Below are 24,782 nucleotides of genomic sequence, written 5' to 3'. Positions count from 1 at the left end.
CGCGATGCGCATCACCCTCGGACTAGCCTTTCTTGGCCTGATGGCCGGATGTGTTGCGCCGCTGCCTGACAGCCGGGCTCCTGAAAACCTGTCTGGCCAGCCCCTGTCGGCGCTGGGCGCAGACAGTTCGGTCGATGCAGCTCCCACCGCTGCGTCCGAGGCCGCGACCATTTCCGATGAACAGGACTTCGCTGCCGTGTCGTCGCGTGAAAGCATCGAAAGCGATGCGGCGCGCCTAGAAGGCTATCGCGCGAATTACCAGCAGGTGCAGCCCGAGGCCGTGCCAGATCGCCCCTCGGGCAATACGACGTCGATTGTGCAGTATGCCCTGTCCACGACCAACTCGGTTGGGCAGCCCCTGTATCAGCGGTCCTCGCTCTCGGGTGAGGCGCGCGCGCGTCGCAACTGCGCCCGTTATACCTCGGCCGATTTTGCCCAGATCGCGTTCCTTGAAAGCGGTGGCCCGAAGCGTGATCTCTATGGCATCGACCCGGATGGCGACGGCTTTGCCTGCGCCTGGGATCCGGCCCCGTTCCGCGCTGCACGCGGTGTGGAAGTGCCCGCTGCGACAACCGAAGCCGTAAGCTCGGAAGAACTTGAAGCGATCGGCATCGAAACCGAACCAACTGCGCCCGCCACGCCGGCCCCCGCGCAACCGGTTCCTCTGCCCGGTGAAACGCTGAACATCTCGACCGAGTAATGCAGCCCATTTCGCACCCATCCCCGAATTTCGGCCCGCGCCGGAATAGGTCGGTGCCGTCGCTGATCGTTCTGCACTACACGGCCATGCCAGATCCGGATGAAGCGCTCGAGCGTCTGTGCAGCCCCGAATACGAGGTCTCTGCCCACTATCTGATCCACCGCGATGGACGGCTGTTTCAGTTGGTCGACGAAGAGATGCGCGCGTGGCATGCCGGCGCAGGGTCTTGGGCTGGGATGGACGACATCAATTCCTGCTCAATTGGGATCGAGCTGGACAACGATGGCGCCTCACCCTTTTCCGAGCCTCAGATGGCAACACTCGAAGCCCTAATGCCTGAGATCATGCAGCGTTGGAACATCGAACCCGCAGGCGTGATTGGCCATAGTGATATGGCTCCTGGACGCAAATCCGACCCCGGCCCGCGCTTTGATTGGGCACGATTGGGACGGCAGGGACTTGCCGCGCCTTCAGGAACTCTGGGCGAAACAACAGATATTTCGGTCGATGCCTTCCGAGGCTATGCAAGCAGCCTTGGCTACCCAAGCGATGTTGATGATGCCACCCTTCTGGCCGCCGTGCGCTTGCGCCACCGCCCGTGGGCCGAGGGCCCCCTGTCAGAAGATGATGTCGCGGCCCTTCCCGGTGTTTCTCATTTCTTTGCTGGAAGTATCCCGGGGTGAGCCTCGAAGAGGCGAGGGGCAGTGCCCCTTTCGCCCTCGCCCTTGACGCCATGGCCCAGCCTATCTAAGTCCAGCTTTGCGCGGATGGCTGGATGACCGCGGGTGACTGTTGGGGCGTGCCCCTTCGTGACGCGAGGAAAGTCCGGACTCCACAAGGCAACGGTGCCGGGTAACGCCCGGCCGGGGAAACCCGAGGGAAAGCGCCACAGAGAACAGACAGCCTGCGCATGCGCGGGTTATGGTGAAACGGTGGGGTAAGAGCCCACCGCGCTTCTGGCAACAGCGGCGGCACGGCAAGCCCCACCGGGAGCAATGCCTAATAGGGATCGCGCGGGGGCAACCCCAGGGGTGTCTTGCCCCGAGCAGATCCGGGTTGGCAGCTTGAACCTGTTGGCAACAACAGGTCTAGAAGAATGGTCATCCATGGTGGCAACACCGGGACAGAATCCGGCTTACAGGCCATCCGCGCGTATGATTCCCCAAGGTCTTGAAGATTTTAGGCCTCCGGCGGGGGTATTTGTGACAAGAAAAAGCGGTAGGGCGGGGGAATCCTCTGCTTTGCGGTTGACTCGGGTCGGAATGGCGCTAAAAGGCGGGTTCCAGAGATTTACCCCGGGCGGCATGCGCCCGCCCGATGAGGAGCTGACGATATGGCGAAGCCGACCACGATCAAAATCCGCCTGAACTCGACCGCGGATACCGGCCACTTCTATGTGACCAAGAAGAACGCACGCACCATGACCGAGAAAATGGTTGTCAAAAAGTACGACCCGGTTGTGCGCAAGCACGTTGAATACAAAGAAGGCAAGATCAAGTAAGATCGCCGTTCTTTGGGTAAAGAGCCGTCCCTTTGGGGCGGCTTTTTTCGTTTGGGCCTAGCGGTGGAGGATTTGCGATGCCACCTTGCGTCCCAGCAGGTAATAGGCGTTTGGGCCGGGGTGAAATCCATCCTCGGCCATCATCTCGGGCGTCAGGGGGACGTCGAAGGGCATATAGTCCACGCCCATGGACGCGGCTTGCTCGGCCAGCGCGCGATCAAAGCGGCGGGCCTGGACGCCAAGGAACCAGCGCAGTGGATTGGGCAGCAGTGGAAAGCAATCAATCGGGGGAATGCCGGTGGCGATGACGCGCTTTGCCCCCCATTTCTCGAATAAGAGCGTATAGAGCTCGGCCCGGCAGGCCAGCAGGCGATAGAGCGGCATTTGGCTGGTCACGTCGTTCACCCCCAGCACCACCAGCACGATGTCTGTCTGCTCGGGTGCCTGAGATTTCAGCAGGGGCAGGGTGGTGCGGGTGGTCGATCCAGTTCGAGCCAGAAGCCGCCAGTTGACGTGATAGGACGTGCCAAGCGCGCTGACGAGCTGCCCTGACAAGGCCTCGGTCTGGTGCGGTGCACCCACCCCCGAGGCCGAGCTGTCGCCCACGATCATCAAGGATAGGTTGGGACCGGTGCCTTGTGCGCCGAACCGATGGCCGGGGGGCTCGGGCAGCAGTCTAGCGGTCTTGCGCACCTTTAGCGCCTGCGCCGTCAGAAGCGGGCTGAGGATGAGCTTGGCGATGTTTTCGAACAGCCGATTCATAGGTTTACTCTAGCGCAACAAAAAAGGGCCGGTCACGAGGACCGGCCCTGATCACACGTCAACGTGTCATGATCACTCGCGGTTGCCCAGGAACTGCAGCAGGAACATGAACAGGTTGATGAAGTCCAGATACAGGCTCAGCGCGCCCATGATCGCGGATTTCGCCAGCCATTCGCTGTCCATAGCATGGGCATGTGCGATGTAGTCGGTCTTGATTTTCTGGGTGTCATAGGCGGTCAGGCCAGCAAAGATCAGAACACCGATCACCGAGATGGCGAAGTGGATCATCGACGAGCCGATGAAGATGTTCACGATCGATGCGACGATGATGCCGATCAGACCCATGATCAGGAAAGCACCCATCGGCCCAAGGTCGCGCTTGGTCGTGTAGCCGTAGAGGCTGAGACCCGCGAAGGCGATGGCGGTGATCAGGAAGGTCTGCGCGATGGATACGCCGGTGAAGATCACGAAGATATAGGCCAGCGAGACGCCCATCACAGCCGAGAAGGAGTAGAAGAACAGCTGTGCGCCAGCGGCGGACAGGCGGTTGATGGCGGCACCAAAGGCAAAGACCATGATCAGCGGGGCAAACATCACGATGTAACGGGTGAAGCCGGTGAACAGCGTTTCCATCATCGCGGCGTTGTTGCCCACGGCCCAAGCAGCGGCGAAGGTCAGAAGCAGACCCACCGACATGGTGCCGTATACTTTGTTCATGTGGGCGCGCAGCCCTTCGTCGATCGCGGCGCGCGTGCCGGCACCTGCGCGAATCGTGTCAAACTCAGCCATTGAGACCTCCAAGCAAACTTATTGATGCGGGTTCCCAAAAGAAAACCGCCCTTGACCGGTATATTGGCAAGGGCGGCGCAATTTTCAAGAGCTTAACAGCGTGAATTGGTCACTGTTGCCAGTGCGAGGGCACGTCCCAGATCGGGCGGCTGGCTTCGCGCTGTGCTTCATCAGCGGTCAGGCCCAGATCGGTCAACAGGTGGGCGTCCAGTTGGGACAGGGCCACACGCTCGCGGCGGGTTTGGATCACGGTCGCAACCCAAGCCAGCAGCGAGAAGCTGCGTTTCGCGGCGGGGGCATTGGTGCAGGTTACAGCGGTCATCTCGTCTCTCCTTCGTGTTTGCGATGAATGAAGCGTGTTGCATCAAATTTCGTGATTGTTATGCTTGAATGAGTGAAATAAGTAAAATGAATGATTTTGTATTGAGTCATCACGGAGGTTGATATGCCGCGTAATCTTGATCTGACCGCTTTGCGCAGTTTTGCCACCGTCGCGGATGCGGGTGGGGTGACCCGTGCTGCTGGACTTCTGCATCTCACGCAGTCTGCCGTGTCCATGCAGTTGAAACGGCTTGAGGAAAGCCTGGGCCGCCCGTTGTTGGACCGGTCGGGGCGGGGCGTGTCATTGACCGCAGATGGCGAGCAACTGCTGGGCTATGCGCGTCGTATTCTGCGTTTGAACGACGAGGTGTATTCGCGCCTGACCGATCAGGCGTTCGAGGGCGAGGTGGTGTTGGGTGTGCCTGCAGACGTGGTCTATCCGGCGATTCCCAAGGTGCTGCGCCAGTTCCATGCGGCGTATCCGCGGATGCGGGTTCAGTTGATCTCGTCCTATACCAGCCGGTTGAAAGCGATGTTCGCACGCGGCGAGTGCGACGCCATCCTGACCACGGAAGAGGAGATGGACGCCGGCGGCGAGACCTTGACCGCGTTGCCTCTGGTCTGGGTCGGTGCGCCGGGCGGGCAGGCATGGCGGCAACGCCCCCTGCGCTTGGCGTTCGAGCATAACTGCATCTTCCGCAAAGAGGTGCAGCAAGCGTTGGACGAGGCTGGCATCGCGTGGGAAATGGCCGTCGAAAGCGATTCGACCCGCACCATCGAGGCGTCCTTATCTGCGGATCTTGCCGTTCATGCGGTGATCGAAGGCACAGTGCGCAGCGATCTGGACGTGGTGGATCACGGCGGCGCGCTTCCCGACCTCGCCGTGACGCAAGTGAATATGTACGCCGCCAAAAGCAGCAATCAGGCGATGGATGACCTTCTGGACATGATCCGGCGCGCGTTTGGCGAGCTGTAAGGCCGGGATGGGGTCTAGCCGTTCGGCCCCATCGTGACCACGACCTTGCCGGTGGACTTGCGGCTGCGCAGAAGCTCCAGCGCATCCTCGGCTTGGTCCAGCGGCAGGGTGTGGCTGACATGCGGTTGGATCTTGCCGTCCGCATACCAGCCAAGAAGCTGGCGCAGACTGTCGGTCAGAACCTCGGGTTTGAATTTCAGATAGCCACCCCAGTAGAGCCCAATGGCCGTGATGTTCTTCACCAGCATGTGGTTCGGCTTCAGGTTCGGCATGTCACCCGAGGCAAAGCCGATATACAGGAACCGCCCGTCCGGGTTGGTGGCGCGGAAGGCGGCCTCGCCCTGTTCGCCACCTACGGCGTCATAGACCACATCTGCCCCGCCAAGCGCTTTCACGACCTCGCGGATGTCTTCAGAGGTGCTGTCGATCACATGGTCTGCGCCCGCACGTTTGCAGATCTCGAGCTTATCTGCCCCGCGCGCACAGGCGATGACGCGTGCGCCCATCACCTTGCCGATTTCGACAGCCGTCAGGCCAACGCCGCCTGCCGCGCCAAGTACCAAAAGGGTCTCGCCAGGTTGAAGCTGGGCCTTGTAATCCAGCGCGACATGGCTGGTGCCATAGGCAATCTGGAAGGCGGCCGCGTCTTCAAAGCTCATGCTGTCAGGCAGGGGCAGACAGCGATCGGCGGGAAACACGCCCTCATCGGCCAGTCCGTCCTTGCCGGAAAACACCACCACGCGCGTGCCGACGGCGGGGCCATCCGTGTCGGGTCCAAGCTCGGTCACAATGCCCGCAGGCTCCATCCCAAGCGAAAACGGGACCGCTGGCGTGTCCTGATAGCTACCTTTGGTCATCAGAAGATCGGCAAAATTCAAGCCACAGGCGCGGATATCCACGCGGGCTTGACCCGGTGCGATGGGCAAGGGCTGTTGGTCGGTCAATGCTGGGCGTTTGCCAAGTTCTGTCACGCGAAATGTCTTCATGGGGCCTCCTGCCGGTGATGTAGCGCGGTGATAAGAAAAAATCGAGAGCGACGCAGCCCCCTTCTGCGGCTCAGGTTGATTAACAGGTTAAATTGCAATGTTTTCTTGAATATGTTAGACAGCCATTGCGTGCTGGTTGTGCGGGGTTTATCTCGCCATGGTGGTGAAGGGAATCATCCGTTCGCCGGTCCATCGGGCGATGTGAGCTTGATTGTGTTATGTCATGCGCTGGTACAGCGTCTGATGCGTAAGAAGTAGGTAAGGCTGCCAAGCAGCTTGGTAACGAGGAGTGATTGGATGAAGCATCCTGTGGATATCCATGTAGGCAAACGCGTACGCCATCGGCGTTGGATGGTGGGAATGACCCAGCATCAACTGGCCGAGAAAGTCGGCATCAAGTTCCAGCAAATTCAGAAATACGAGACCGGCATGAACCGCGTGTCTGCGTCTCGGCTTTGGGATATGGCGTCAGCGTTGAACGTCCCTGTCAGCTTTTTCTTTGAAGGATTGGAAAACCACGCAGATGACGTGAATGGCAATGCGATGCCCGGTGATATCCTTGCAGACAAGGAAGCGCTGGAGCTGGTGCGCAGCTATTACGCCATTCCGGAAAACCAACGCCGCCGCTTGTTCGAACTGGCGCGTGTTCTGTCGGACGTCGCCTGACGCTTGACGTGACTTGGGCATCGCTGCTACCGCGCTTGGTAAGCACAAGGGGATCGGCGATGCAGACGTTGGACGCAAACACTCAGACTGACCTTATTCGTGTCGCGAACGCGTTGGCGGACGCGGCGCGCGAAGCTGTGCTTCCGTATTTTCGATCCACGGACCTGACCGCGGACAATAAGCTGTCCGAGGGGTTTGACCCCGTGACGGAAGGAGATCGCGCGGCCGAGAAAGCCATGCGTGCCCTTCTTGCGGAGTTGCGCCCCGAGGACGGGATCTTCGGTGAAGAATTCGGTGCGAAAGACGGCACCAGCGGACTGACATGGGTGCTGGATCCCATCGACGGGACACGCGGGTTCCTGTCTGGCACACCCACTTGGGGTGTGTTGATTGCCGTTGGACCCGAAGCTGGCCCGGTTCTAGGTGTAATCGACCAGCCCTATATCAAAGAACGTTTTCTGGGTGGATTTGGTGAAGCATGGGTCGACGGACCAATGGGGCGACGTGATTTGAAGACGCGGGCGACCCGTGACCTATCAGATGCAATCCTGTTCACCACGTTCCCCGAGGTCGGCACCACTGAAGAAGCCGAGGCGTTTCACGCTGTGGCGCGTCAGGCCAAGCTGACGCGGTATGGCACGGATTGTTACGCCTACGGATTGCTGGCTGCTGGTCAGATCGATCTTGTGATCGAAGCGGGTCTGCAATCCTACGATGTTCAGGCCCCAATCGCGGTGATCGAGGCGGCGGGCGGGATCGTCACGGACTGGCAAGGCAATCCGGTCCATCAGGGTGGCCGTGTTGTGGCCGCCGCGAACGCAGACCTCCACGCACAAGCGCTGGAAATTCTGTCGAAGGTCTGACCTTTACCTAATCTTCCGGCCCCCGGCCCAAACCGCCGAAATTGCCCGATCATCCCCCATCATGATGGTGGGGAAGATGGCTTCCCAAATACTCTCGGCTCGTGCGGCGCGCTGGGCGATGGCGGGGGTTGATGCCAGATCAACTGCGATGATGTCGGCCTCGTACCCCGGGGCCAGACGCCCGATTTTGTCGTCCAGATGGATCGACGCAGCGGAGCCTGCGGTCGCCAGCCACCACAGCTGCGCCGGGTGCAGCGCGGTGCCCGAGAGCTGCCCAACCTCATAGGCCGCCGCCATCGTCCGTAGCATCGAGAAACTGGACCCGCCGCCCGTGTCGGATGCCAACCCGATCCGGTGGCCCTGTTCCATCAAGCCTTTCATGTCGAACAGGCCTGACCCGATGAACATGTTTGACGTCGGGCAGTGAATGACGCTGGCGCCCAGCTCGGCGATCCGGTCGCGTTCGCGTTCGGTCAGGTGGATCGCGTGGCCCAGCAGGGCACCTTTGCCCACCAGCCCGAAGCGCTCGTACACATCCAGATAGTCGCGCGCGTCGGGGAAGAGGTCCGCGACCCATGCGATTTCCTCGTGCTGTTCGCTGATGTGGGTTTGCATCAACAGGTCCGGGTGCTCGGCCCAGAGCGAGCCCAAGGCTTCCAGCTGTTCGGGGGTTGAAGTAGGCGCGAAGCGCGGCGTGATGACATAGGACAGCCGGTCCTGCCCATGCCAGCGTTCAAGCAACATCTTGCTGTCGTCATAAGCCGATTGCGCCGTGTCCTGCAGAGTGTCGGGCGCGTTGCGATCCATACAGGTCTTGCCACCAAGCGCCCGAAGCCCACGCGTTTGCGCCGCCGTGAAATAGGCGTCCACGCTTTCCGGGTGAATGGTGCAATAGCTGACGGTCGTGGTAGTGCCCGCTGCCGTCACGAGGTCAAAATAAGTCTCGGCGATCTCGGTGGCGTGCCCCGCGTCGCCAAACCGGCTTTCCTCGGGGAATGTATAGCTGTTCAGCCAGTCGATCAGCCGTTTGCCCCACGACGCAATGATCGCGGTCTGCGGGTAGTGCACATGGGTGTCGACGAAGCCCGGCGACAGTAGCGCATCGCCCATGTCGGTCACGTTGGCCTCGGGGTGCTGGGCGCGCAGGGCATCTGCCTCGCCCACTTCCGCAATTACGCCACCCTTCACCAGAACCGCGCCGCGCCGGATATGGGTGGCCGCGTCCTCGGGACGCCCCTCGAACGGGTTGGTGTTGAATTGCAGAACCTGTCCCAGAAGCAGTTCCATTGGCCTCTCCTTTTTGCCGTCGTTCACGGTAGGCTGCGAAATTCACCTGTTCAATGTCTTTCTGCCGGTTCACTTGCCCGCCTGTCTGCCCTATGGTCGGGCCAAACAGCGGACGGAGGGCGCGCGATGCTGGATGATCAACATATCGACGATACGCCCGAAGAAGGTGACTACGAGCTAGACCGCGAAACCTTTGGCCCCGTGCGCGATGCGCTGGAAGCCGAGGATGCGCTTGCGCTTCAGGCCCTTCTGGAACCACTGCACGCCGCTGACATCGCCGACCTTGTAGAACAGCTACCTGACGATGATCGCGACACGTTCGTGCGCCTGTACGGGACCGAGTTCGACGGCGAGGTCCTGTCCGAACTGGACGAAGGCCTGCGCGAAGACGTGGTGGGCGCGATGGAGCCCGCCGTTCTGGCCGAGGCCGTGCGCGATCTGGAAACCGACGACGTTGTCGACCTGATCGAAGACCTCGATGATCCGCAGACCGAGGCCGTTCTGGACGCGTTGGACGACGATGACCGGGTCGTGGTCGAGCAGTCGCTGTCCTACCCCGAGGAATCCGCCGGTCGTCTGATGCAGCGCGAGCTTGTCGTGGCACCAGATCACTGGAATGTCGGGCAGACGATTGATTTCCTGCGGTCTCAGGATGATCTGCCCGAGCAGTTCTATCACGTTATTCTGGTTGATCCGCGGATGCGCCCGACCGGCTATGTCACCTTGGGCCGTCTGATGGGCAGTGCGCGCGAGGTGCTTATGACCTCGCTGACTGAAGACAGCTTCCGCACCATTCCAGTGATGCAGGACGAGGGCGAGGTCGCCTATGCGTTCAACCAGTACCACCTGATTTCGGCCCCTGTCGTGGATGCGGATGACCGTTTGGTCGGTGTGATTACCATCGACGACGCGATGGTCATTCTGGATGAAGAACACGAAGAAGACATCCTGCGTCTGGCCGGTGTGGGCGAAGAAAGCTCGCTGTCCGACAAGATCGTGGAAACCACCAAGCGCCGCTTCCCGTGGCTTGCCGTGAACCTTGTGACGTCGATCCTGGCGTCGCTGGTCATCGCGCAGTTCGATGCAGTGATTGCCCAGTTCGTGGCGCTAGCCGTGTTGATGCCCATCGTTGCCTCGATGGGCGGCAACGCAGGTACGCAGTCGCTGACCGTTGCCGTGCGTGCGATTGCCACGAAAGACCTCACCTCGGCCAACTTGTGGCGCGTGATCTGGCGTGAGGCGGCTGTGGGGCTGGTCAACGGGGTCATCTTTGCAGTGGTCATGGGGATCGTTGGCGTCATCTGGTTTGGCACACCGCTTCTGGGTGTCGTGATCGGTGTGGCGATGGTCGTGAACCTTGTGATCGCAGGGCTTGCAGGCGTTATCATCCCGGTGGTGCTGGAGCGAATGGACATCGACCCGGCACTGGCCTCGGGCGCGTTCGTGACCACAGTGACGGACGTCGTGGGCTTCTTCGCCTTCCTTGGCCTTGCCGCTGTAATGCTGATCTGACGACCCTGACTGGACTTCGACATGACTGACCTGACCGCCGTGAAAGCGGCTGCCCGTAAAGCTGCCTTTGCCCGCCGCAAGGACGCGCATTCCGAAGCGCGCTCGGCGCTGGGCGTGGCGCATCTGATTTCGGTTTTGAATGACCACAAGGGCAAGGCGATGGCGGGCTATATGCCGATCCGGACCGAGATCAATCCGCTGCCCGCAATGGCGGCGATGGCCGCATGGTCGACCATTGGCGTGCCCTATATCACCGGCGAAGGTCAGCCCCTGAAGTTCGCAAACTGGCGCCCGGACAGTGACATGGTGGACGGGCCTTTTGGGGCGCAAGTCCCGGCCGAACTTGAGTTCATCACGCCCGAGGTGGTTGTGGTCCCGTTGGTGGCCTTCGACCGCAAAGGCGGACGTCTGGGCTATGGCGGCGGCTTCTATGACCGCACGTTGGAAGGTCTGCGGGCCGAACGCCCGACTTTGGCCATCGGCTATGCCTATAGCGCGCAAGAGGCCGAGGGGTTGCCGCTGGAACCCACGGATCAGCCGCTTGATGCGATTGTGACTGAGGAGGGCATCATCTGGTTCTAGGGCTCACTTCGTGAGCCTTTAGGGGCTTTGCCCCCGTGCGAAAGCCAGGGCTTTCACACTCCCCCAGGATATTTTCAGCAAGAAAATGAGAGGGTGGCGTGTTGTGGGGCGGCGTAGTGCGTGGATTGGCATGCGTGCTCTTGCCCTTGGGATGAAAGCCGCCTAGGGCTTATCTCATGAAAATACTCTTTCTTGGCGACATCATGGGGCGTGCCGGACGGCGCGCGGTAACTGAGCGGCTGAAGACGCTGCGGAACGACTGGAAGCTCGACTTCGTCGTGGCGAATGGCGAAAACGCCACCAGCGGGCATGGGCTGAATGCGGGCCACGCGAAAACGCTGCTGGATGCGGGCGTGGACGTGATCACTCTTGGTGATCACGCGTTTGACCAGCGCGACATGCTGAGCTTTTGCGAACAGGAAAAGCGCATCATCCGCCCGTTGAACTATGCCAAGGAATGCCCCGGTGTGGGCGCGCGGGTTTTCGCGGATGCGCGTGGGCGCAAGATCTTGGTCACGCAGGTGCTGGGTCAGGTCTTTATGAAGCGGGCCTATGATGATCCGTTCTCGGCCGTGGATCTGGTTCTGAAGCGGCACACGCTTTGCGGTGCTGTGCAGGCGTCTTTGGTCGACATCCATTGCGAAGCCACGTCCGAAAAGATGGCCATCGGCCATTGGTGCGACGGGCGCGCCAGTGTGGCGGTGGGGACGCATACACATGTCCCGACCGGTGACGCACAAATCCTGACCAAAGGCACTGCGTTCATGGCAGATGCCGGGATGTGTGGCGACTATAACAGCGTGATCGGTATGCAGAAGGAAGAGCCCATGCGCCGTTTTGTGACGGGCATGGCCAAGGGGCGTTTCACCCCGGCCGAGGGCGAAGCCACGCTGTCGGGTCTTTATATCGAGACCGATGACCGTACCGGCAAGGCCACGAAGGTTCAGATGGTACGGAACGGGGGGCGGCTTGCGCAATCCTCGCCCTTGGATGCGGTCTGACACGCGGCCTAATTCCACCCGACCGCAAAACCGTGCTTGCCCATGACCCATGTGCAGGGCAAAACTGGTCCAAGCGTTTAAACGGGGACATTGCATGGGTTTATTCGAGTTCAGCGCCACCACGCAGGCGGTGATTGCCCTGATGACAGTGGGCGGAATGTTCATTCTGTTCCTGCGCGAAAGCTTCCCGACTGAAGTCGTCGCCATCGGCGGTGTCTCGTTCATGCTATTTATGGGCATTCTGGATTACAACAGCGCGCTCGAGGTGCTGTCGAATCCCGCCCCATGGACCATTGGGGCCATGTTCATCGTGATGGGCGCGCTGGTGCGGACCGGTGCGCTGCAATGGTTCACCCAGATCGCCGAGAAGAAGGCCGAGCGCAGCCCGATGATGGCTTTGGCCGCGCTAATGGGCTTTGTCGTGATCTCGTCCGCGGTGGTGTCGAACACGCCGGTGGTGGTCGTGATGATCCCGGTCTTTATCCAGTTGGCAAAGAAGATTGGGCAATCGGCGTCGAAACTGCTGATCCCGCTGAGCTATGGCGCCATTCTGGGCGGCACGCTGACGCTGATCGGCACCTCGACCAACTTGCTGGTCGATGGTGTGGCGCGCGATGGCGGGCTAGAGCCGTTTACGATTTTCGAAGTCACCCCGCTTGGCATTGTTCTTGTGGCCTGGGGCATGATTTACCTGCGCTTCATCGCACCAAGGATCCTGCCGGATCGTGACAGCATGGCCACGCTGTTGACGGACAGATCCCGCAAGAAATTCTTTTCCGAGGCCGTGATCCCGCCGGAATCCAACCTGATCGGACGCGAGGTGAACGGGGTGCAGCTGTTCAAGCGCCAAGGTGTGCGGCTGGTGGACGTTGTGCGCGGCGATACTTCGTTGCGTCGTGACCTGTCTGGCGTGACGCTTCAGGTCGGTGACCGCGTGGTGCTGCGGACTGCAATGACCGAGCTTCTTAGCCTTCAGCGCGATAAAAGTCTGAAGCGCGTGGATCAGGTCTCGGCGGTGGAAACGACCACGGTTGAAGTGCTGATCTCTCCGGATTGTAAGATGGTGGGCAAACAGCTGGGCAAGATGCGCCTGCGTCGCCGCTATGGTGTCTATCCGCTGGCGGTGCACCGCAAGAACCAAAACATTGGCCGCCAATTGGACGATCTGGTGGTGCGCGTGGGGGATACGCTGCTGTTGGAGGGGGCACCCGAAGACATCCAGCGTCTGGCGCAGGACATGGATCTTGTCGACGTCTCGGCCCCGTCAGATCGCGAGTATCGTCGGGGCCATGCGCCCGTCGCCGTGGCCGCGCTGATCGGGCTTGTGGCTTTGGCGGGCTTCGGCGTTGCGCCGATTTTCCTGTTGGCCGTCTTGGCGGTGGCCGTCGTTCTTCTGACCCGCTGCATCGACGCGGACGAGGCCTTCGGGGCGGTGGATGGCCGCCTTTTGGTACTGATCTTCTCGATGCTGGGCATCGGGGCTGCGTTGGAAAACTCGGGCGCGGTGGCGCTGATTGCGGAAGGCATCGCGCCGCTTTTGGGCAAGCTGCCGCCTTTCCTGATCGTCTGGGCGATTTACCTGCTGACCTCGGTTTTGACCGAGCTTGTGTCGAACAACGCTGTGGCCGTGGTGGTGACCCCGATCGCCATCGGCTTGGCAACCGCGTTGGGCTTGGACCCGCGACCGCTGGTGGTGGCGGTGATGGTCGCAGCCTCGGCCAGCTTTGCGACGCCGATTGGCTATCAGACCAACACGCTGGTCTATGGTCCGGGGGGCTACAAGTTCTCGGACTTCCTGAAGGTGGGGATCCCGCTGAACCTGTCGGTAGGCATTCTGGCTTCGGCACTGATCCCGTTCATTTGGCCGCTGTAAGTGGCGGCTGCCTTTCCAGAACGCGCGACCCTGCTGTTGCTGGGGCGGTGGGCGTTGAATTTCGACGTGGATGGTGCGGCGCAAGACTGGGCCGATCAGGTTTTGTCATGGGCGGCGGGTGTCGAGGCAGATGACCAGCATCACAATGTCGCCGCACGTGCCATCGAAAGCGGTGCGCTTTACACGCTCGCAGACCTGCCCAGCCCGGCCCATTGGGGCGAAGTGTCCGACCTGATCCGGGATGCCGTGCGGGATGTGCACCTGTCCACACCCGACAATCAAGACAACGCCACGCGCTGGCTGGCGCGGGTACATCTGGAGGATATCCTTGCCGCGAAGGGCGATGACTTCGACGCGCTAAAGAAGGTCTCGCGCCTATGGTTTGACCACCAGACGCCGGATCTGCACCAATTCTACCTGTTCAAACACGCGATCCGAGACGTGATGCGGGATGGGCAGCAGCCGCATATTCCGGGCCTGACCCGCGAAAGTTGGCGCGATGATTTGGTTGCGGCGATCCACAAGTGGATGGACGAGGTGCCCGCGCCTAAGCTGCTATAGCGGCCAGAAGACCAGAATGGCCGGGATCGACACGGCGACAACAAGGATTTCTAGCGGCAGGCCCATGCGCCAGTAATCTCCGAACTTATAGCCGCCGGGTCCAAGGATCAGCGTGTTGTTCTTGTGCCCGATGGGCGTCAGAAACGCGCAGGAGGCAGCAATCGCCACGGCCATCAGGAACGGGTCGGGGTTCTTGTCCAACGCATGGGCCATCTGGATGCCTACGGGCGCGGCGACGATGGTGGTGGCGGTATTGTTCAGCACGTCTGACAGCGTCATGGTCACAACCATCAAGACGGTCAGAACCGCCCACGCGGGCAGGCCTTCTGTGATCCCAACCAGCGCGCCCGCGATCAACTCGGTCCCGCCCGAGTTTTCCAGCGCAGCGCCCAAGGGGATCATGGACCCAAGCAGCACCACCACCGGCCACTCGATATGTGTATAGAGCTCGGACAGGGGAATGATCTTGGACAGGACATAGCCTACGACGACCAGCCCAAGCGCGACTGGCAGATAGATCAGGCCAAAACTGGCGGCGGCCACGGCGGCGGCAAACATGCCGATGGCCAGCCAGACTTTCTCGTCCCGCGTCACGGTCAATCCGCGCTCCGCCAGCGGCAGGCAGCCCAACCATTCGGTCACAATTGCTTCCCGCCCTTGCGGCACCAGAAGTAACAGGATGTCGCCCGCGTGGATCTCGGTCTTACGCATCTGCTTGGTGATCTTCTTACCAGCGCGCGAAATCCCCATCAGGACCGAGCTTTGGCGCCAGTTCAAGCCAATCGATTGCGCGGTCCGGCCGGCGATCCGGGCGTTTTCCGGGACAACGACCTCGATCTTCGAGAGGCCCTCGCCCTCGGCTTTCAGCTTCTCTTCGCGGTGATCCTCGGCAAAGGCCAGCCCAAGGGCCGCGCGAAACTCGTCGAGCGCCTCGGGCGTGGCTTCCAGCACCAGCGCGTCATGTGCTTTTAGCTGCGTGCCGCGCTGGGTGCCGTAACGGCGGGTGCCATCGCGCACCAAGCCCAGAATGGCGACGTCGTTCTTCTCGGCGTCTTCCAGCAATTCCTTCAGGCGCTTGCCGATGTGTTTGGAGCCTTCGGGTACGGTCAGCTCGGCCACATATTGGCTGAACTCGTCCATAGGGTTGGAGCCGTTTTCAGCCGCGTCCGGTTGCGGGATCAGCCGCCAGCCGATCAGGGCGACGAAAATCAGGCCCGCGATGGCCGTCACTCCACCTACGGGGGCGAAGTCGAACATCTTGAACGGCTCGCCCAAGGCATCCTCACGGATCGAAGCGATGATGATGTTGGGCGGCGTGCCGATCAGCGTGACCATGCCGCCAAGGATGGTGGCGAAGGACAGGGGCATCAGGCTAAGGCCCACCGGGCGCGCGGCCTTGCGGGCGGTTTGAATGTCGACGGGCATCAGAAGGGCCAACGCAGCGACGTTGTTCATAAAGGCCGACAACACGCCGCCAATCGCGCCCATCAACGCGATATGCGCGCCCAAGGAGCGTGACGCGTCGACCAGCGTGCGGGTGATCAGGAACACCGCGCCGGACCGCACCAGCCCGGCGGACACGACCAGCACCAGCGCAACGACCAGTGTTGCGGGGTGGCCAAAGCCGGAAAATGCCTCTTTTGTGGGGACGACGCCAAGAATGACTCCCAGCATGAGGGCGGAAAACGCTACGATATCATAGCGAAAGCGGCCCCAAAGCAGCAGGCCGAACACGGTGCCAAATAGCGAAAAGAGAATGATCTGATCTGTCGTCATGCCCAAGAAGTAGCGCGTGGGCGGGGCCGCGTCACCCGTAGATTACGGGGAAAAGTGTCGCGACAAGAAGCAGGGCCATGGTGATGTTGAAGGCGCGCAGGCGGGCGGGGTTGGTCAGGATCACGCGGATTTTCTGACCCAGAACGGTCCAGGTGGACACAGACGGCAAGTTCACCGCGCCAAAGATCACAGCCACCAGCAATACGGCCCCCATGTCGCGCGAAGGCGCATAGGCGCTGATCGCGGTCAGGGCCATTGCCCATGCCTTCGGGTTCACCCATTGGAAGGCCGAGGCTTGTAAGAAGGTCATCGGCGTGCCGCCCGCCGTGCCCGTGCCGGGCTCGGATGCGCGGGCGATTTTCCATGCGAGCCACAGCAGGTAGACCACGCTGCCGGCTTTCAGCACCGTGTAGCTGACCGGGTAGAGGTCGAAGAGCTGCATCAGCCCCGCGCCCACCAGCACCACCATCAGCGTGAACCCCAGCGCCACGCCCAGCATATGTGGGATCGTGCGGGCGAAGCCGAAGTTCGCGCCCGAGGCCATCAGCATCAGGTTGTTCGGCCCCGGCGTGATGGACGAGACGAAAGCAAAGGCGACAAGCGCAAAGAGGAGGTCGTAAGTCATGTAGGTGATTATTGTGCACAAGTAGCGCTGTGAGATTGCAAAGTTGTGCAGTAATCCGATAAAACTGCAACTAATGGCGAAGCTAGATCAAATAAACCAACGAATATTGCGTGAGTTGTCGAAAGATGGTCGCTTGCCCAATACGGAACTTGCCGATCGCGTAGGGCTGTCGCCCTCGGCCTGTTTGCGGCGTGTGCAGGAGCTTGAGCGCAGCGGCGTGATCTCCGGCTATCGGGCCGTACTTGATCCGGTCGCGATGGGCGTGGGCTTTGTGGCCTATGTCACAGTTGGGCTGAACGATCACACCAAGGAAGCGCAGGAAGGGTTCGAACGGGCCGTGGCGCTGTATGACGAGGTGCGCGAGTGTCACAACATCACCGGCACTGTCGAATACCTGCTGCGGGTCGAGGCCGAAGATCTGATCGCCTACAAGCGCTTTCACACCGATAAGCTGGGCACGCTGCCGCAGGTGCATCAGTTGGTGACCCATGTGGTGATGGGCTCGCCCAAGGATGAACGGGCGTAGTCCGGCGAACGGCTAGCGCTGTTCGGGGCGATGGGATATATATTCCAAGACGCGAATGCCTGTTGGAGCGACCATGACCCGCCTCTTTGCCCTGACCCTGTCTGCAGTTCTGGCCCTGATGACCGTACCTGCACGTGCCAATGACGCCGCCATCGAGGGCATGCAGGAATACATGATGTTCACGGAATACGAGGCCGGGATCATCCTGCCCGAACAGATCGACGAGGACGTGTTCAACGCGGTCCTGTTCATCGATGTCCGCGACGCAGAGCAATTTGCCGAGGCCCACATCCCCAGCGCGATCAACATCGAATGGCGCGAGGTGCTGGACCGGATCGACGAGATTCCAACCGACCGTAAGGTGATCGTCTATTGCAACACCGGCACCATTTCCTCCCAGGCGATGTTCGCGCTTCGGGTGGCGGGACGCGAAAACGTGTCGGTTCTGCAGACCGGACACCGGGGCTGGCGGGAAAACGCGGCCTTCAAACCCTAGCCCCCCCTTGCCCCTTGTCCGCCCCATAGGCTATTGAACCTCGAACGAAGAATTTAGTCGGAGGTCGCCATGGCTGGCCACTCAAAATGGGCAAACATCCAGCACCGTAAAGGTCGCCAGGACAAGCTGCGCTCGAAGCTGTTTTCGAAACTCGCCAAAGAGATCACTGTGGCCGCCAAAATGGGCGATCCGGACCCGGACAAGAACCCGCGTCTGCGTCTGGCTGTGAAAGAGGCGAAGTCGCAATCGGTTCCGAAGGACGTGATCGAACGCGCGATCAAGAAGTCGCAGGGTGGCGACGCCGAAAACTATGACGAGATCCGCTACGAGGGCTATGGCCCCAACGGTGTCGCTGTCATCGTCGAGACTATGACCGACAACAAGAACCGCACCGCCTCGACCGTGCGTTCGACCTTCACCAAGAACGGTGGCAACCTGGGTGAAACCGGATCGGTGGGCTTTATGTTCGACCGCAAGGGCGAAGTGATCTACCCGGCGGATGCAGGCGACGCAGACACCGTGATGGAAGCCGCCATCGAAGCCGGTGCCGAGGATTGCGAAAGCGACGAGAACGGCCACCGCATCGTCTGTGCCGATACTGACCTGAACGAAGTGTCGACCGCGCTGGAAGCCGCGCTGGGCGAGTCGGAATCGACCAAGCTGATCTGGCAGCCGAACATCACGACCGAGCTGGACCTTGAAAACATGCAAAAGCTGATGAAGCTGGTGGATGCGCTTGAGGATGATGACGACGTGCAGCGTGTCACCACCAATTTCGAAGCCTCGGACGAGGTGATGGCGCAGCTGTAAGCTGACCATCAGAAAGAATTCAGACCCCGGCGCGGTTTCTCTGCGTCGGGGTCTCTTGTTTTTGGATCCAATTCGGTGTCATGTCGCCAGATGAGCGTCACCGACATATCAGAACACCGCCCCGCGCACGGGATTGCATGGATGCTGGCCGCAGGGTTCCTGTTTGTCGGCCTGAACGTGCTGGTGAAATATGTCGGGCAGACGATGCCCTCGTCCCAAGCGGCGTTTCTGCGGTTCCTGTTTGGGCTGCTGTTCGTCCTGCCCGCCCTTGTGAAACTGCCGCAGGCGCGGTTTTCGCCGCTGGTTTGGCGGCTGTTTGTGGTGCGTGGCGTGGTGCATTCCGGGGCCGTCATGTGCTGGTTCTATGCCATGACCCAGATCACCATCGCCGAGGTCACGGCGATGAACTACCTGAACCCAATCTATGTCATGTTGGGGGCAGCCCTGTTTCTGGGCGAGACATTCTCGACCCGTCGCATGATGGCCGTCGGCGTCGCGTTTCTGGGCGTGCTGGTGGTCCTACGCCCCGGCGTGCGCGAGCTGGGCGACGGGCATCTGGCGATGGTGTTCACGGCGATCTTTCTTGGCGCGTCTTATCTGATCGCGAAACGTCTGTCGCAAGATGTCTCGGCGGCGCAGATCGTGGCAATGATGTCGGTGACCGTCACCATCGGGCTGTTGCCCGTGGCGTGGTATGTGTGGGAGCCGGTCACTCTGGTGCAGGCTGGCTGGCTGGTGGTGGTGGCGTTCTTCGCGACGGCTGGCCACTACTCGATGACCCGAGCCTTTGCCGAGGCGCCTGTGTCCGTCACCCAACCCGTGACCTTCCTTCAGATTATCTGGGCGTCGATGGTCGGCGTCTTCCTGTTCAACGAACCCATCGACATGTGGGTCGTCGTGGGAGCAGGGATGATCATGGCCGCCGTGACCTATATCACCTGGCGAGAGGCCGTTCTGAAACGCCGCGTGACGCCCAATCCGAATGCGACGAAAACATAAAGGGCGCCCGCTGGGGACGCCCTTTGATGTGGTGTTTGGGATGATCAGTCCGACCAGCTGACCCCCGTCAGGTCATTGGCCTGTGTGGGAGCGTTTTCCCACAGCCCGTTGATCTTGGCATTCGCCACGCCGGTTTTCGCCAGCTGGAACAGATAGCCGTTCACATAGTCATCCGCGATGATCTGTTGGGCTTCCTTGTTCAGCTCGGCACGCATGGCCGGGTCCGAGGTGACCGACAGTTTCTCGATCAGCGCTTGGAAGCCCGCGTTGTCATACTGGAAATAGTATTCCGGGCGGGCGTAGATGTTGATGTCTGCGGGCTCGGTATGGCTGACGATGGTCAGGTCATAATCCTTGCCTTTGAACACCTGTTCGATCCACTGGGCCCATTCCAGATTGCTGATCTCGGTGTTGATGCCGACATTGCGCAGCTGGGCGGCGATGATCTCGCCCCCGCGGCGGGCGTAGGCGGGGGGTGGAAGCATCAGGCGCAGGGTGAGGTTTTCGGCACCAGCCTCTGCCAGCAGCGATTTCGACATCTCAGGGTCAAACGCGGATTGGCCGGTCAGGTCCACATAGTCCGGGTTGTGCGGGGCAAAATGGGTGCCGATGGGCGTGCCAAAGCCATGCATCGCGCCGTCGATGATGTCCTGCCGGTTGATCGCGTGGGCGATGGCCTTGCGGACGCGCACATCGGCCAGCGGGCCGGACTTGTTGTTGGTGGACAGAATGGTCTCACCCTCGGTCGAGCCGACGATTACGGTGAACCGTGGATCAGCCTCGAACTGGGCCAGCGTTTCGGGTGCGGGGAAGTTCGGGAAGGCGTCGACGTCGCCAGCCATCATCGCCGCAAAGGCCGCGTTCGGGTCCGAGATGAACTTGAACGTGGCTTTGGCCAGCGCGGGCGCGTCACCCCAATAAGCGTCATTGCGTGCGATGGTCACATGGTCGCCTTTAGCCCACTCGACAAAGGTGAACGGACCGGTGCCCACGGGGGCGGTCGCTGCATCACCGACGCTTTCGGGCGCAACGATCACAGCGTCGCCCCAGGCCATGTTGAAGGCGAAGTTGCCATTGGGGGCAGACAGCTTCACCGCGACCGAGGTCGGGCTGACCGCCGTCACGCTTTCGATGTCTTTGAACAGCGCTTTCTGTGCGTTGGTCGACTCCTCGGCCCGTGCACGATCCAGCGAGAACACGACGTCATCGGCGTCCATCGTGGTGCCATCATGGAAACTCACGCCCTCGCGAAGGGTGAAGGTATAGGTCATGCCGTCCTCGCTGACCTCCCACGCGCTGGCCAGTCCGGGCAGCACGGCACCATCGGGGCCGAAACGGGTCAAACCCTCGTAAATGTTGGCATAGACAACCTCGTCAATCGCGGCAGCGGCGCCTGCGGTAGGGTCCAGATTTGGCGGCTCAAGCACCATGCCCAATGTGATCGCATCAGTGCCCGCCAAAGCGGTCGTTGCCATCAGCGCCCATGCGCCTGCTGTCAGTTTCAGGTTGGTCATCTTGATCCTCCTTACCCGTTCTGCGGGATATACCCTATGAAACGCGGGATTTTGGACCAAGGCAAGGGAAAGACGCCCCGTCATTCCCCTTTGAATTTCTGCGCCGCAGCATTATAGTCCCTGCCACCGAAGAGGATCAGGGAGGAGAACCATGAGCGCCTCGGCCAAGATTAAAGCACCGACCCCGTCGGACATCCGTGCCCGTAAAGGGGACACGCCGCTGGTCGTGCTGACCGCCTATGCGACACCAACGGCCCAGATGATGGACGCGCATTGCGACATGGTTCTGGTGGGCGACAGCGTTGGCATGGTGATCCACGGACTTCCCGATACGCTGGGCGTCACGATGGAGATGATGTGCATGCACGGTGCCGCCGTGAAACGCGGTCTGTCGCAGGCGATGATGGTCGTCGACATGCCATTCGGCTCCTACGAGGAAAGCCCGCAGCAAGCCTTCCGCAATGCCGCCCGCCTGATGCGTGAAACTGGTGCTGCGGCGGTCAAACTGGAAGGTGGTGTCTCGATGGAGGAAACCATCCGCTTCCTGACCAGCCGCTCGATCCCCGTGATGGCCCATGTTGGCCTGACTCCGCAGGCGATCAACACGCTGGGCGGTTACGCCGTACAAGGCCGGGGCGAGGACCGCGACCGAGTCATGGCTGACGCCAAGGCTGTGGAAGCGGCGGGGGCGTTCTCGGTCGTGTTGGAGAAAGTGCCGGAAAGTCTGGCCAATGAAATCACCGAAGTCGTATCGATCCCGACCATCGGCATCGGCGCCTCGGCGCAATGCGACGGGCAGGTTCTGGTTGTCGACGACATGCTGGGCCTATTCACAGCTTTCAAACCGAAATTCGCCAAACGCTATGCGACTTTGGGTGAGGACGGCGAGAAAGCCATTGCCAAATATGCCCAAGAGGTGCGAGACCGCAGTTTCCCGGCGCCCGAGCACGTCTTTGCAGATGAGGTCAAAAAGAAATGAAGATCATCCGGTCCAAGGACGAGCTGCGCACCCTGCGTCGTAGCTGGATTTTCAAAGGTGAACGTGTGGCCGTTGTGCCTACGATGGGGGCGCTGCATGCAGGTCACCTGTCCTTGGTGGACGAGGCAAAGAAACACGCAGACCGCGTGATCGTCACGATCTTTGTGAATCCCAAACAGTTCAACAATCCGGACGATCTGGACAAGTATCCCCGCACGGAAGAGGACGACGCCGCAAAGCTGGCGCCCTATGGGATCGATGCGCTGTATGTGCCGACGCCAGATCAGATCTATCCCGACGGCTTTGCCACCAATGTGCATGTGTCGGGCCTGACCGAGGACCTTGAGGGCGCGCATCGTCCCGGCCATTTCGATGGTGTGGCAACCGTAGTGGCAAAGCTGTTCCTGCAATCACGCGCAGATGTGGCCTGTTTTGGGCAGAAAGACTATCAGCAGATGCTTCTGGTGCGTCGCCTGTCCGAAGATCTGGACATTGAAACCGAAGTGATCGGCTGCCCCACGGTGCGCGAAGAGGATGGCCTTGCGATGTCCTCGCGCAACGTCCGTCTGACGCCCGAAGAGCGCGCCATCGCGCCCGCCCTGAAAGCCGAGATGGACCGCGCTGCCGAAGCGATCCGTCGTGGTGCCGATGTGCGTGTGGTTCTGGACAGCGCCAAAGCTCAAATCGAACGCGCAGGCTATCGCACGGTCGAGTATCTGGAACTGCGCGACGCCGAGACTTTGCAGCCGGTCAAAGACCTGTCCCGCCCCACGCGCCTGCTGGCGGCGGCGATGCTGGGCGATGTGCGGCTGATCGACAATATCGCGGTCTAAAAAGCCTCGGCCACAGTTCTACTGTCACGCCTTGTGCATGCGCGCTTGCCAGCAATTGTTGGTTGCGGATCTTAGGTCGACAAACGCGATATCCGAGCGATCCAATAACCTATCCGCATAGCTGGCGATCTGATCTTTGGGGACGACCCGGCCAGTTCCGTACAAAAGGCGCTCGTCCGCTGAATAGCCCTTCAATAAATAGTTGGGCGAGACAACGACCGGTGGAATGTCTGGTGACGCAGCCACGGCATCGCAGTGATCTGCGCATAGAAACACGGGCCCCGTCTCGGCGTAAGGTTGCGGCGCGATGAACGGGCGGTGGGCAAATACAAGCATATCCCGTCCCTCGTCAATAAGTGCCAGACAACACCGGCACGGGGCGGTTCCGTCGCTTGTCTGACGGTCTGGTGTGTTGCCATAGGCATCTGATGCCCCGGCGCGTAACGCGTCGGCGTGATCTTGGGTGATTCCTGAAAAAAGAGGCATGATGATCTCCTGTGTTTCAGAGACCATTACAGAGCGGACGCATCCGGGCGATCCGGACCCTGCTGATTGGCGTACGGCAGTGGGCTATCCATGCGCTGCGCGGTGTTCCTTGCGGATGACCAGTTTTAAGCCCGACCAAATCTCGTCCACGGCGCACACTTTCACGTCCACGAGCGTCGTTCTAAGGGCTGCGTTACGAATGACATCCTCGGTCATATCGGTCGGAACTTTTGACGCCTTCTTCGGCCAAGACACCCAGATCATGCCATCGCGATGCAGTGCGGCAAGAAGTTGGGGCAGGGCAGTTTCGAACGTGGCGCGGTCATCCGTGAATAGGTGGATCACGTCATACGGGCCAGAGAGCTGATCCGCCGAGCAATCCTCGACCGAAATGAAGGCCCGGCTTGTCGCCAGATGGTCCTGCGCGGCGGGACGCCCGATCCACGCCACGCGTTGCCCATCCTTCAGGCCAAGCTTCTTTTCCAAAGGTGTTCCAGAATAACCCGACATCTAACCCTCAAACGAAAATGGGCGACCAATTGGCCGCCCATTTTGCATGTATTTTGAAAAGATCAAAGCTGGCGCTCGACCATCATTTTCTTGATCGACGCGATTGCCTTGGCCGGGTTCAGGCCCTTGGGGCAAGTCTTCGAGCAGTTCATGATCGTGTGGCAGCGATACAGCTTGAAGGGGTCTTCCAGCTGGTCCAGACGCTCGCCTGTGGCTTCATCGCGCGAGTCGATGATCCAGCGATACGCATGCAGCAGCGCGGCCGGCCCAAGATAGCGGTCACCGTTCCACCAATAGCTCGGGCACGAGGTCGAGCAGCTGGCGCACATGACGCATTCATACAGACCATCCAGCTTCTTGCGGTCCTCAATGGACTGCTTCCACTCTTTCGCAGGGCGGTTGGTCTTGGTTTCCAGCCACGGCATGATCGACGCGTGCTGCGCATAGAAATGCGTCAGGTCCGGGATCAGGTCTTTCACCACCGGCATATGCGGCAGCGGATAGATCTTCACGTCGCCCTTGATCTCGTCCATCCCGTAAATACAGGCCAGCGTGTTGATCCCGTCGATGTTCATCGCGCAGGACCCACAGATGCCTTCACGGCACGAGCGGCGGAAGGTCAGGGTCGGATCAATCTCGTTCTTGATCTTGATCAGCGCGTCCAGAACCATCGGACCACATTTGTCCATGTCCAGGAAATAGGTGTCCACACGGGGGTTCTCGCCATCATCCGGGTTCCAGCGATAGATCTGGAACTTGCGGACATTGCTGGCACCCTCGGGCTTGGGCCATGTCTTACCGACGCGAACGGTCGAGTTCTTGGGGAGCTTGAATTGTACCATCTGGCG

At 60.6% G+C, this 24,782-nt stretch carries 28 protein-coding genes and 1 other RNA gene; 18 read left to right on the top strand and 11 right to left on the bottom strand.

The annotated features are described in order from the left end of the window. The first annotated feature begins 4 nt into the window (after window positions 1-4). The 4 genes from EOL43_RS00480 to rpmG all read left to right on the top strand — a co-directional run bounded on the left by EOL43_RS00480 (window position 5) and on the right by rpmG (window position 2,201). Entirely contained in the window at window positions 5-700 is a 696-nt protein-coding gene (locus EOL43_RS00480) for a hypothetical protein (RefSeq protein WP_205669504.1), read from the top strand. Then, a complete protein-coding gene (locus tag EOL43_RS00475; protein WP_133484835.1) occupies window positions 700-1,383 on the top strand; it encodes an N-acetylmuramoyl-L-alanine amidase in 684 nt (227 codons plus the stop codon). Before EOL43_RS00480 ends, EOL43_RS00475 begins: the two co-directional genes overlap by 1 nt. A gap of 80 nt (window positions 1,384-1,463) precedes the next feature. Beyond that, window positions 1,464-1,854: RNase P RNA component class A (gene rnpB, locus EOL43_RS00470), an RNA gene on the top strand. Between the two features lie 179 nt (window positions 1,855-2,033). Then, the gene (gene rpmG, locus EOL43_RS00465) at window positions 2,034-2,201 is read left to right on the top strand and encodes a 50S ribosomal protein L33 (RefSeq protein WP_008034579.1); all 168 of its coding nucleotides are present in this window, start codon (window positions 2,034-2,036) and stop codon (window positions 2,199-2,201) included. Window positions 2,202-2,258: 57 nt separating this feature from the next. Here the strand turns inward: rpmG and EOL43_RS00460 are convergent, their stop codons facing one another. The 3 genes from EOL43_RS00460 to EOL43_RS00450 form a co-directional block, all read right to left on the bottom strand. Next, the gene (locus EOL43_RS00460; RefSeq protein WP_133484834.1) at window positions 2,259-2,963 is read right to left on the bottom strand and encodes an SGNH/GDSL hydrolase family protein; all 705 of its coding nucleotides are present in this window, start codon (window positions 2,961-2,963) and stop codon (window positions 2,259-2,261) included. Between the two features lie 72 nt (window positions 2,964-3,035). Next, window positions 3,036-3,752: a Bax inhibitor-1/YccA family protein gene (locus tag EOL43_RS00455; RefSeq protein WP_133484833.1), complete on the bottom strand. Its 717-nt coding sequence runs from the start codon at window positions 3,750-3,752 to the stop codon at window positions 3,036-3,038. Window positions 3,753-3,861: 109 nt separating this feature from the next. Next, a complete protein-coding gene (locus EOL43_RS00450; RefSeq protein WP_133484832.1) occupies window positions 3,862-4,074 on the bottom strand; it encodes a DUF1127 domain-containing protein in 213 nt (70 codons plus the stop codon). 123 nt (window positions 4,075-4,197) lie between these two features. On the opposite strand from EOL43_RS00450, the gene EOL43_RS00445 reads away from it, so the two are divergent. After that, a complete protein-coding gene (locus tag EOL43_RS00445) occupies window positions 4,198-5,049 on the top strand; it encodes a LysR family transcriptional regulator (protein WP_133484831.1) in 852 nt (283 codons plus the stop codon). A 14-nt stretch (window positions 5,050-5,063) separates the two neighbouring features. Here the strand turns inward: EOL43_RS00445 and EOL43_RS00440 are convergent, their stop codons facing one another. Beyond that, window positions 5,064-6,035: an NADPH:quinone oxidoreductase family protein gene (locus EOL43_RS00440; protein WP_133484830.1), complete on the bottom strand. Its 972-nt coding sequence runs from the start codon at window positions 6,033-6,035 to the stop codon at window positions 5,064-5,066. Window positions 6,036-6,332: 297 nt separating this feature from the next. Here EOL43_RS00440 and EOL43_RS00435 point away from each other — a divergent pair, with 297 nt between their 5' ends. Both EOL43_RS00435 and hisN read left to right on the top strand, forming a co-directional pair. Beyond that, window positions 6,333-6,701, top strand: coding sequence for a helix-turn-helix domain-containing protein (locus tag EOL43_RS00435; RefSeq protein ID WP_133484829.1), 369 nt, complete (start codon window positions 6,333-6,335; stop codon window positions 6,699-6,701). A gap of 59 nt (window positions 6,702-6,760) precedes the next feature. Continuing rightward, entirely contained in the window at window positions 6,761-7,564 is an 804-nt protein-coding gene (hisN, locus tag EOL43_RS00430; protein ID WP_133484828.1) for a histidinol-phosphatase, read from the top strand. 3 nt (window positions 7,565-7,567) lie between these two features. On the opposite strand, the gene guaD is transcribed toward hisN, so the two are convergent. After that, on the bottom strand, window positions 7,568-8,851 hold the full coding sequence (guaD, locus tag EOL43_RS00425; protein WP_133484827.1) for a guanine deaminase: 1,284 nt from the start codon (window positions 8,849-8,851) through the stop codon (window positions 7,568-7,570). Window positions 8,852-8,977: 126 nt separating this feature from the next. Between guaD and mgtE the strand changes: the two genes are divergently transcribed. The 5 genes from mgtE (at window position 8,978) to EOL43_RS00400 (ending at window position 14,380) form a co-directional block, all read left to right on the top strand. Continuing rightward, window positions 8,978-10,363 (top strand): magnesium transporter, encoded by a 1,386-nt coding sequence (gene mgtE / locus EOL43_RS00420; RefSeq protein ID WP_133484826.1) that lies wholly within the window; start codon window positions 8,978-8,980, stop codon window positions 10,361-10,363. A gap of 21 nt (window positions 10,364-10,384) precedes the next feature. After that, window positions 10,385-10,945: a 5-formyltetrahydrofolate cyclo-ligase gene (locus EOL43_RS00415; RefSeq protein WP_133484825.1), complete on the top strand. Its 561-nt coding sequence runs from the start codon at window positions 10,385-10,387 to the stop codon at window positions 10,943-10,945. Window positions 10,946-11,121: 176 nt separating this feature from the next. Next, window positions 11,122-11,946: a TIGR00282 family metallophosphoesterase gene (locus EOL43_RS00410; RefSeq protein ID WP_133484824.1), complete on the top strand. Its 825-nt coding sequence runs from the start codon at window positions 11,122-11,124 to the stop codon at window positions 11,944-11,946. Between the two features lie 94 nt (window positions 11,947-12,040). After that, window positions 12,041-13,819 (top strand): SLC13 family permease, encoded by a 1,779-nt coding sequence (locus tag EOL43_RS00405; protein ID WP_133484823.1) that lies wholly within the window; start codon window positions 12,041-12,043, stop codon window positions 13,817-13,819. Then, complete coding sequence (locus tag EOL43_RS00400; RefSeq protein WP_133484822.1) at window positions 13,820-14,380, top strand: hypothetical protein; 561 nt, start codon at window positions 13,820-13,822, stop codon at window positions 14,378-14,380. On the opposite strand, the gene EOL43_RS00395 is transcribed toward EOL43_RS00400, so the two are convergent. Together EOL43_RS00395 and EOL43_RS00390 are read right to left on the bottom strand one after the other, a co-directional pair. Then, entirely contained in the window at window positions 14,375-16,156 is a 1,782-nt protein-coding gene (locus tag EOL43_RS00395) for an SLC13 family permease (protein ID WP_133484821.1), read from the bottom strand. The two genes, EOL43_RS00400 and EOL43_RS00395, sit on opposite strands and share 6 nt — an antisense overlap. Window positions 16,157-16,187: 31 nt before the next feature. Continuing rightward, a complete protein-coding gene (locus tag EOL43_RS00390; RefSeq protein ID WP_133484820.1) occupies window positions 16,188-16,781 on the bottom strand; it encodes a LysE family translocator in 594 nt (197 codons plus the stop codon). Between the two features lie 73 nt (window positions 16,782-16,854). Here EOL43_RS00390 and EOL43_RS00385 point away from each other — a divergent pair, with 73 nt between their 5' ends. The 4 genes from EOL43_RS00385 to EOL43_RS00370 all read left to right on the top strand — a co-directional run bounded on the left by EOL43_RS00385 (window position 16,855) and on the right by EOL43_RS00370 (window position 19,612). After that, on the top strand, window positions 16,855-17,307 hold the full coding sequence (locus tag EOL43_RS00385) for an Lrp/AsnC family transcriptional regulator (RefSeq protein WP_133484819.1): 453 nt from the start codon (window positions 16,855-16,857) through the stop codon (window positions 17,305-17,307). A gap of 73 nt (window positions 17,308-17,380) precedes the next feature. Continuing rightward, complete coding sequence (locus EOL43_RS00380) at window positions 17,381-17,803, top strand: rhodanese-like domain-containing protein (protein ID WP_133484818.1); 423 nt, start codon at window positions 17,381-17,383, stop codon at window positions 17,801-17,803. A gap of 69 nt (window positions 17,804-17,872) precedes the next feature. Then, window positions 17,873-18,613 (top strand): YebC/PmpR family DNA-binding transcriptional regulator, encoded by a 741-nt coding sequence (locus EOL43_RS00375; protein ID WP_133484817.1) that lies wholly within the window; start codon window positions 17,873-17,875, stop codon window positions 18,611-18,613. A gap of 90 nt (window positions 18,614-18,703) precedes the next feature. Next, a complete protein-coding gene (locus EOL43_RS00370; protein WP_205669503.1) occupies window positions 18,704-19,612 on the top strand; it encodes a DMT family transporter in 909 nt (302 codons plus the stop codon). Window positions 19,613-19,656: 44 nt separating this feature from the next. Here the strand turns inward: EOL43_RS00370 and EOL43_RS00365 are convergent, their stop codons facing one another. Next, a complete protein-coding gene (locus tag EOL43_RS00365) occupies window positions 19,657-21,126 on the bottom strand; it encodes an ABC transporter substrate-binding protein (protein ID WP_133484815.1) in 1,470 nt (489 codons plus the stop codon). Window positions 21,127-21,277: 151 nt separating this feature from the next. Here EOL43_RS00365 and panB point away from each other — a divergent pair, with 151 nt between their 5' ends. Together panB and panC are read left to right on the top strand one after the other, a co-directional pair. Then, on the top strand, window positions 21,278-22,105 hold the full coding sequence (gene panB, locus EOL43_RS00360; RefSeq protein ID WP_133484814.1) for a 3-methyl-2-oxobutanoate hydroxymethyltransferase: 828 nt from the start codon (window positions 21,278-21,280) through the stop codon (window positions 22,103-22,105). Next, window positions 22,102-22,938, top strand: coding sequence for a pantoate--beta-alanine ligase (gene panC, locus EOL43_RS00355; RefSeq protein ID WP_133484813.1), 837 nt, complete (start codon window positions 22,102-22,104; stop codon window positions 22,936-22,938). The genes panB and panC overlap by 4 nt, the downstream gene beginning before the upstream one ends. Before the next feature lie 24 nt (window positions 22,939-22,962). On the opposite strand, the gene EOL43_RS00350 is transcribed toward panC, so the two are convergent. The 3 genes from EOL43_RS00350 to EOL43_RS00340 form a co-directional block, all read right to left on the bottom strand. Beyond that, window positions 22,963-23,424: a DUF1203 domain-containing protein gene (locus tag EOL43_RS00350; RefSeq protein ID WP_133484812.1), complete on the bottom strand. Its 462-nt coding sequence runs from the start codon at window positions 23,422-23,424 to the stop codon at window positions 22,963-22,965. Between the two features lie 84 nt (window positions 23,425-23,508). Beyond that, complete coding sequence (locus tag EOL43_RS00345) at window positions 23,509-23,934, bottom strand: DUF3052 family protein (RefSeq protein ID WP_133484811.1); 426 nt, start codon at window positions 23,932-23,934, stop codon at window positions 23,509-23,511. A gap of 62 nt (window positions 23,935-23,996) precedes the next feature. Further along, a complete protein-coding gene (locus tag EOL43_RS00340) occupies window positions 23,997-24,776 on the bottom strand; it encodes a succinate dehydrogenase iron-sulfur subunit (protein WP_108857227.1) in 780 nt (259 codons plus the stop codon). Between the last annotated feature and the right edge of the window lie 6 nt (window positions 24,777-24,782).

It is taken from the genome of Aliiroseovarius marinus, from assembly GCF_004360145.1.
In the GTDB taxonomy this organism is placed as follows: domain Bacteria; phylum Pseudomonadota; class Alphaproteobacteria; order Rhodobacterales; family Rhodobacteraceae; genus Aliiroseovarius; species Aliiroseovarius marinus.
Note: the sequence above shows the minus strand (reverse complement) of the source record. Positions and strands in the feature narration are given on the sequence as shown.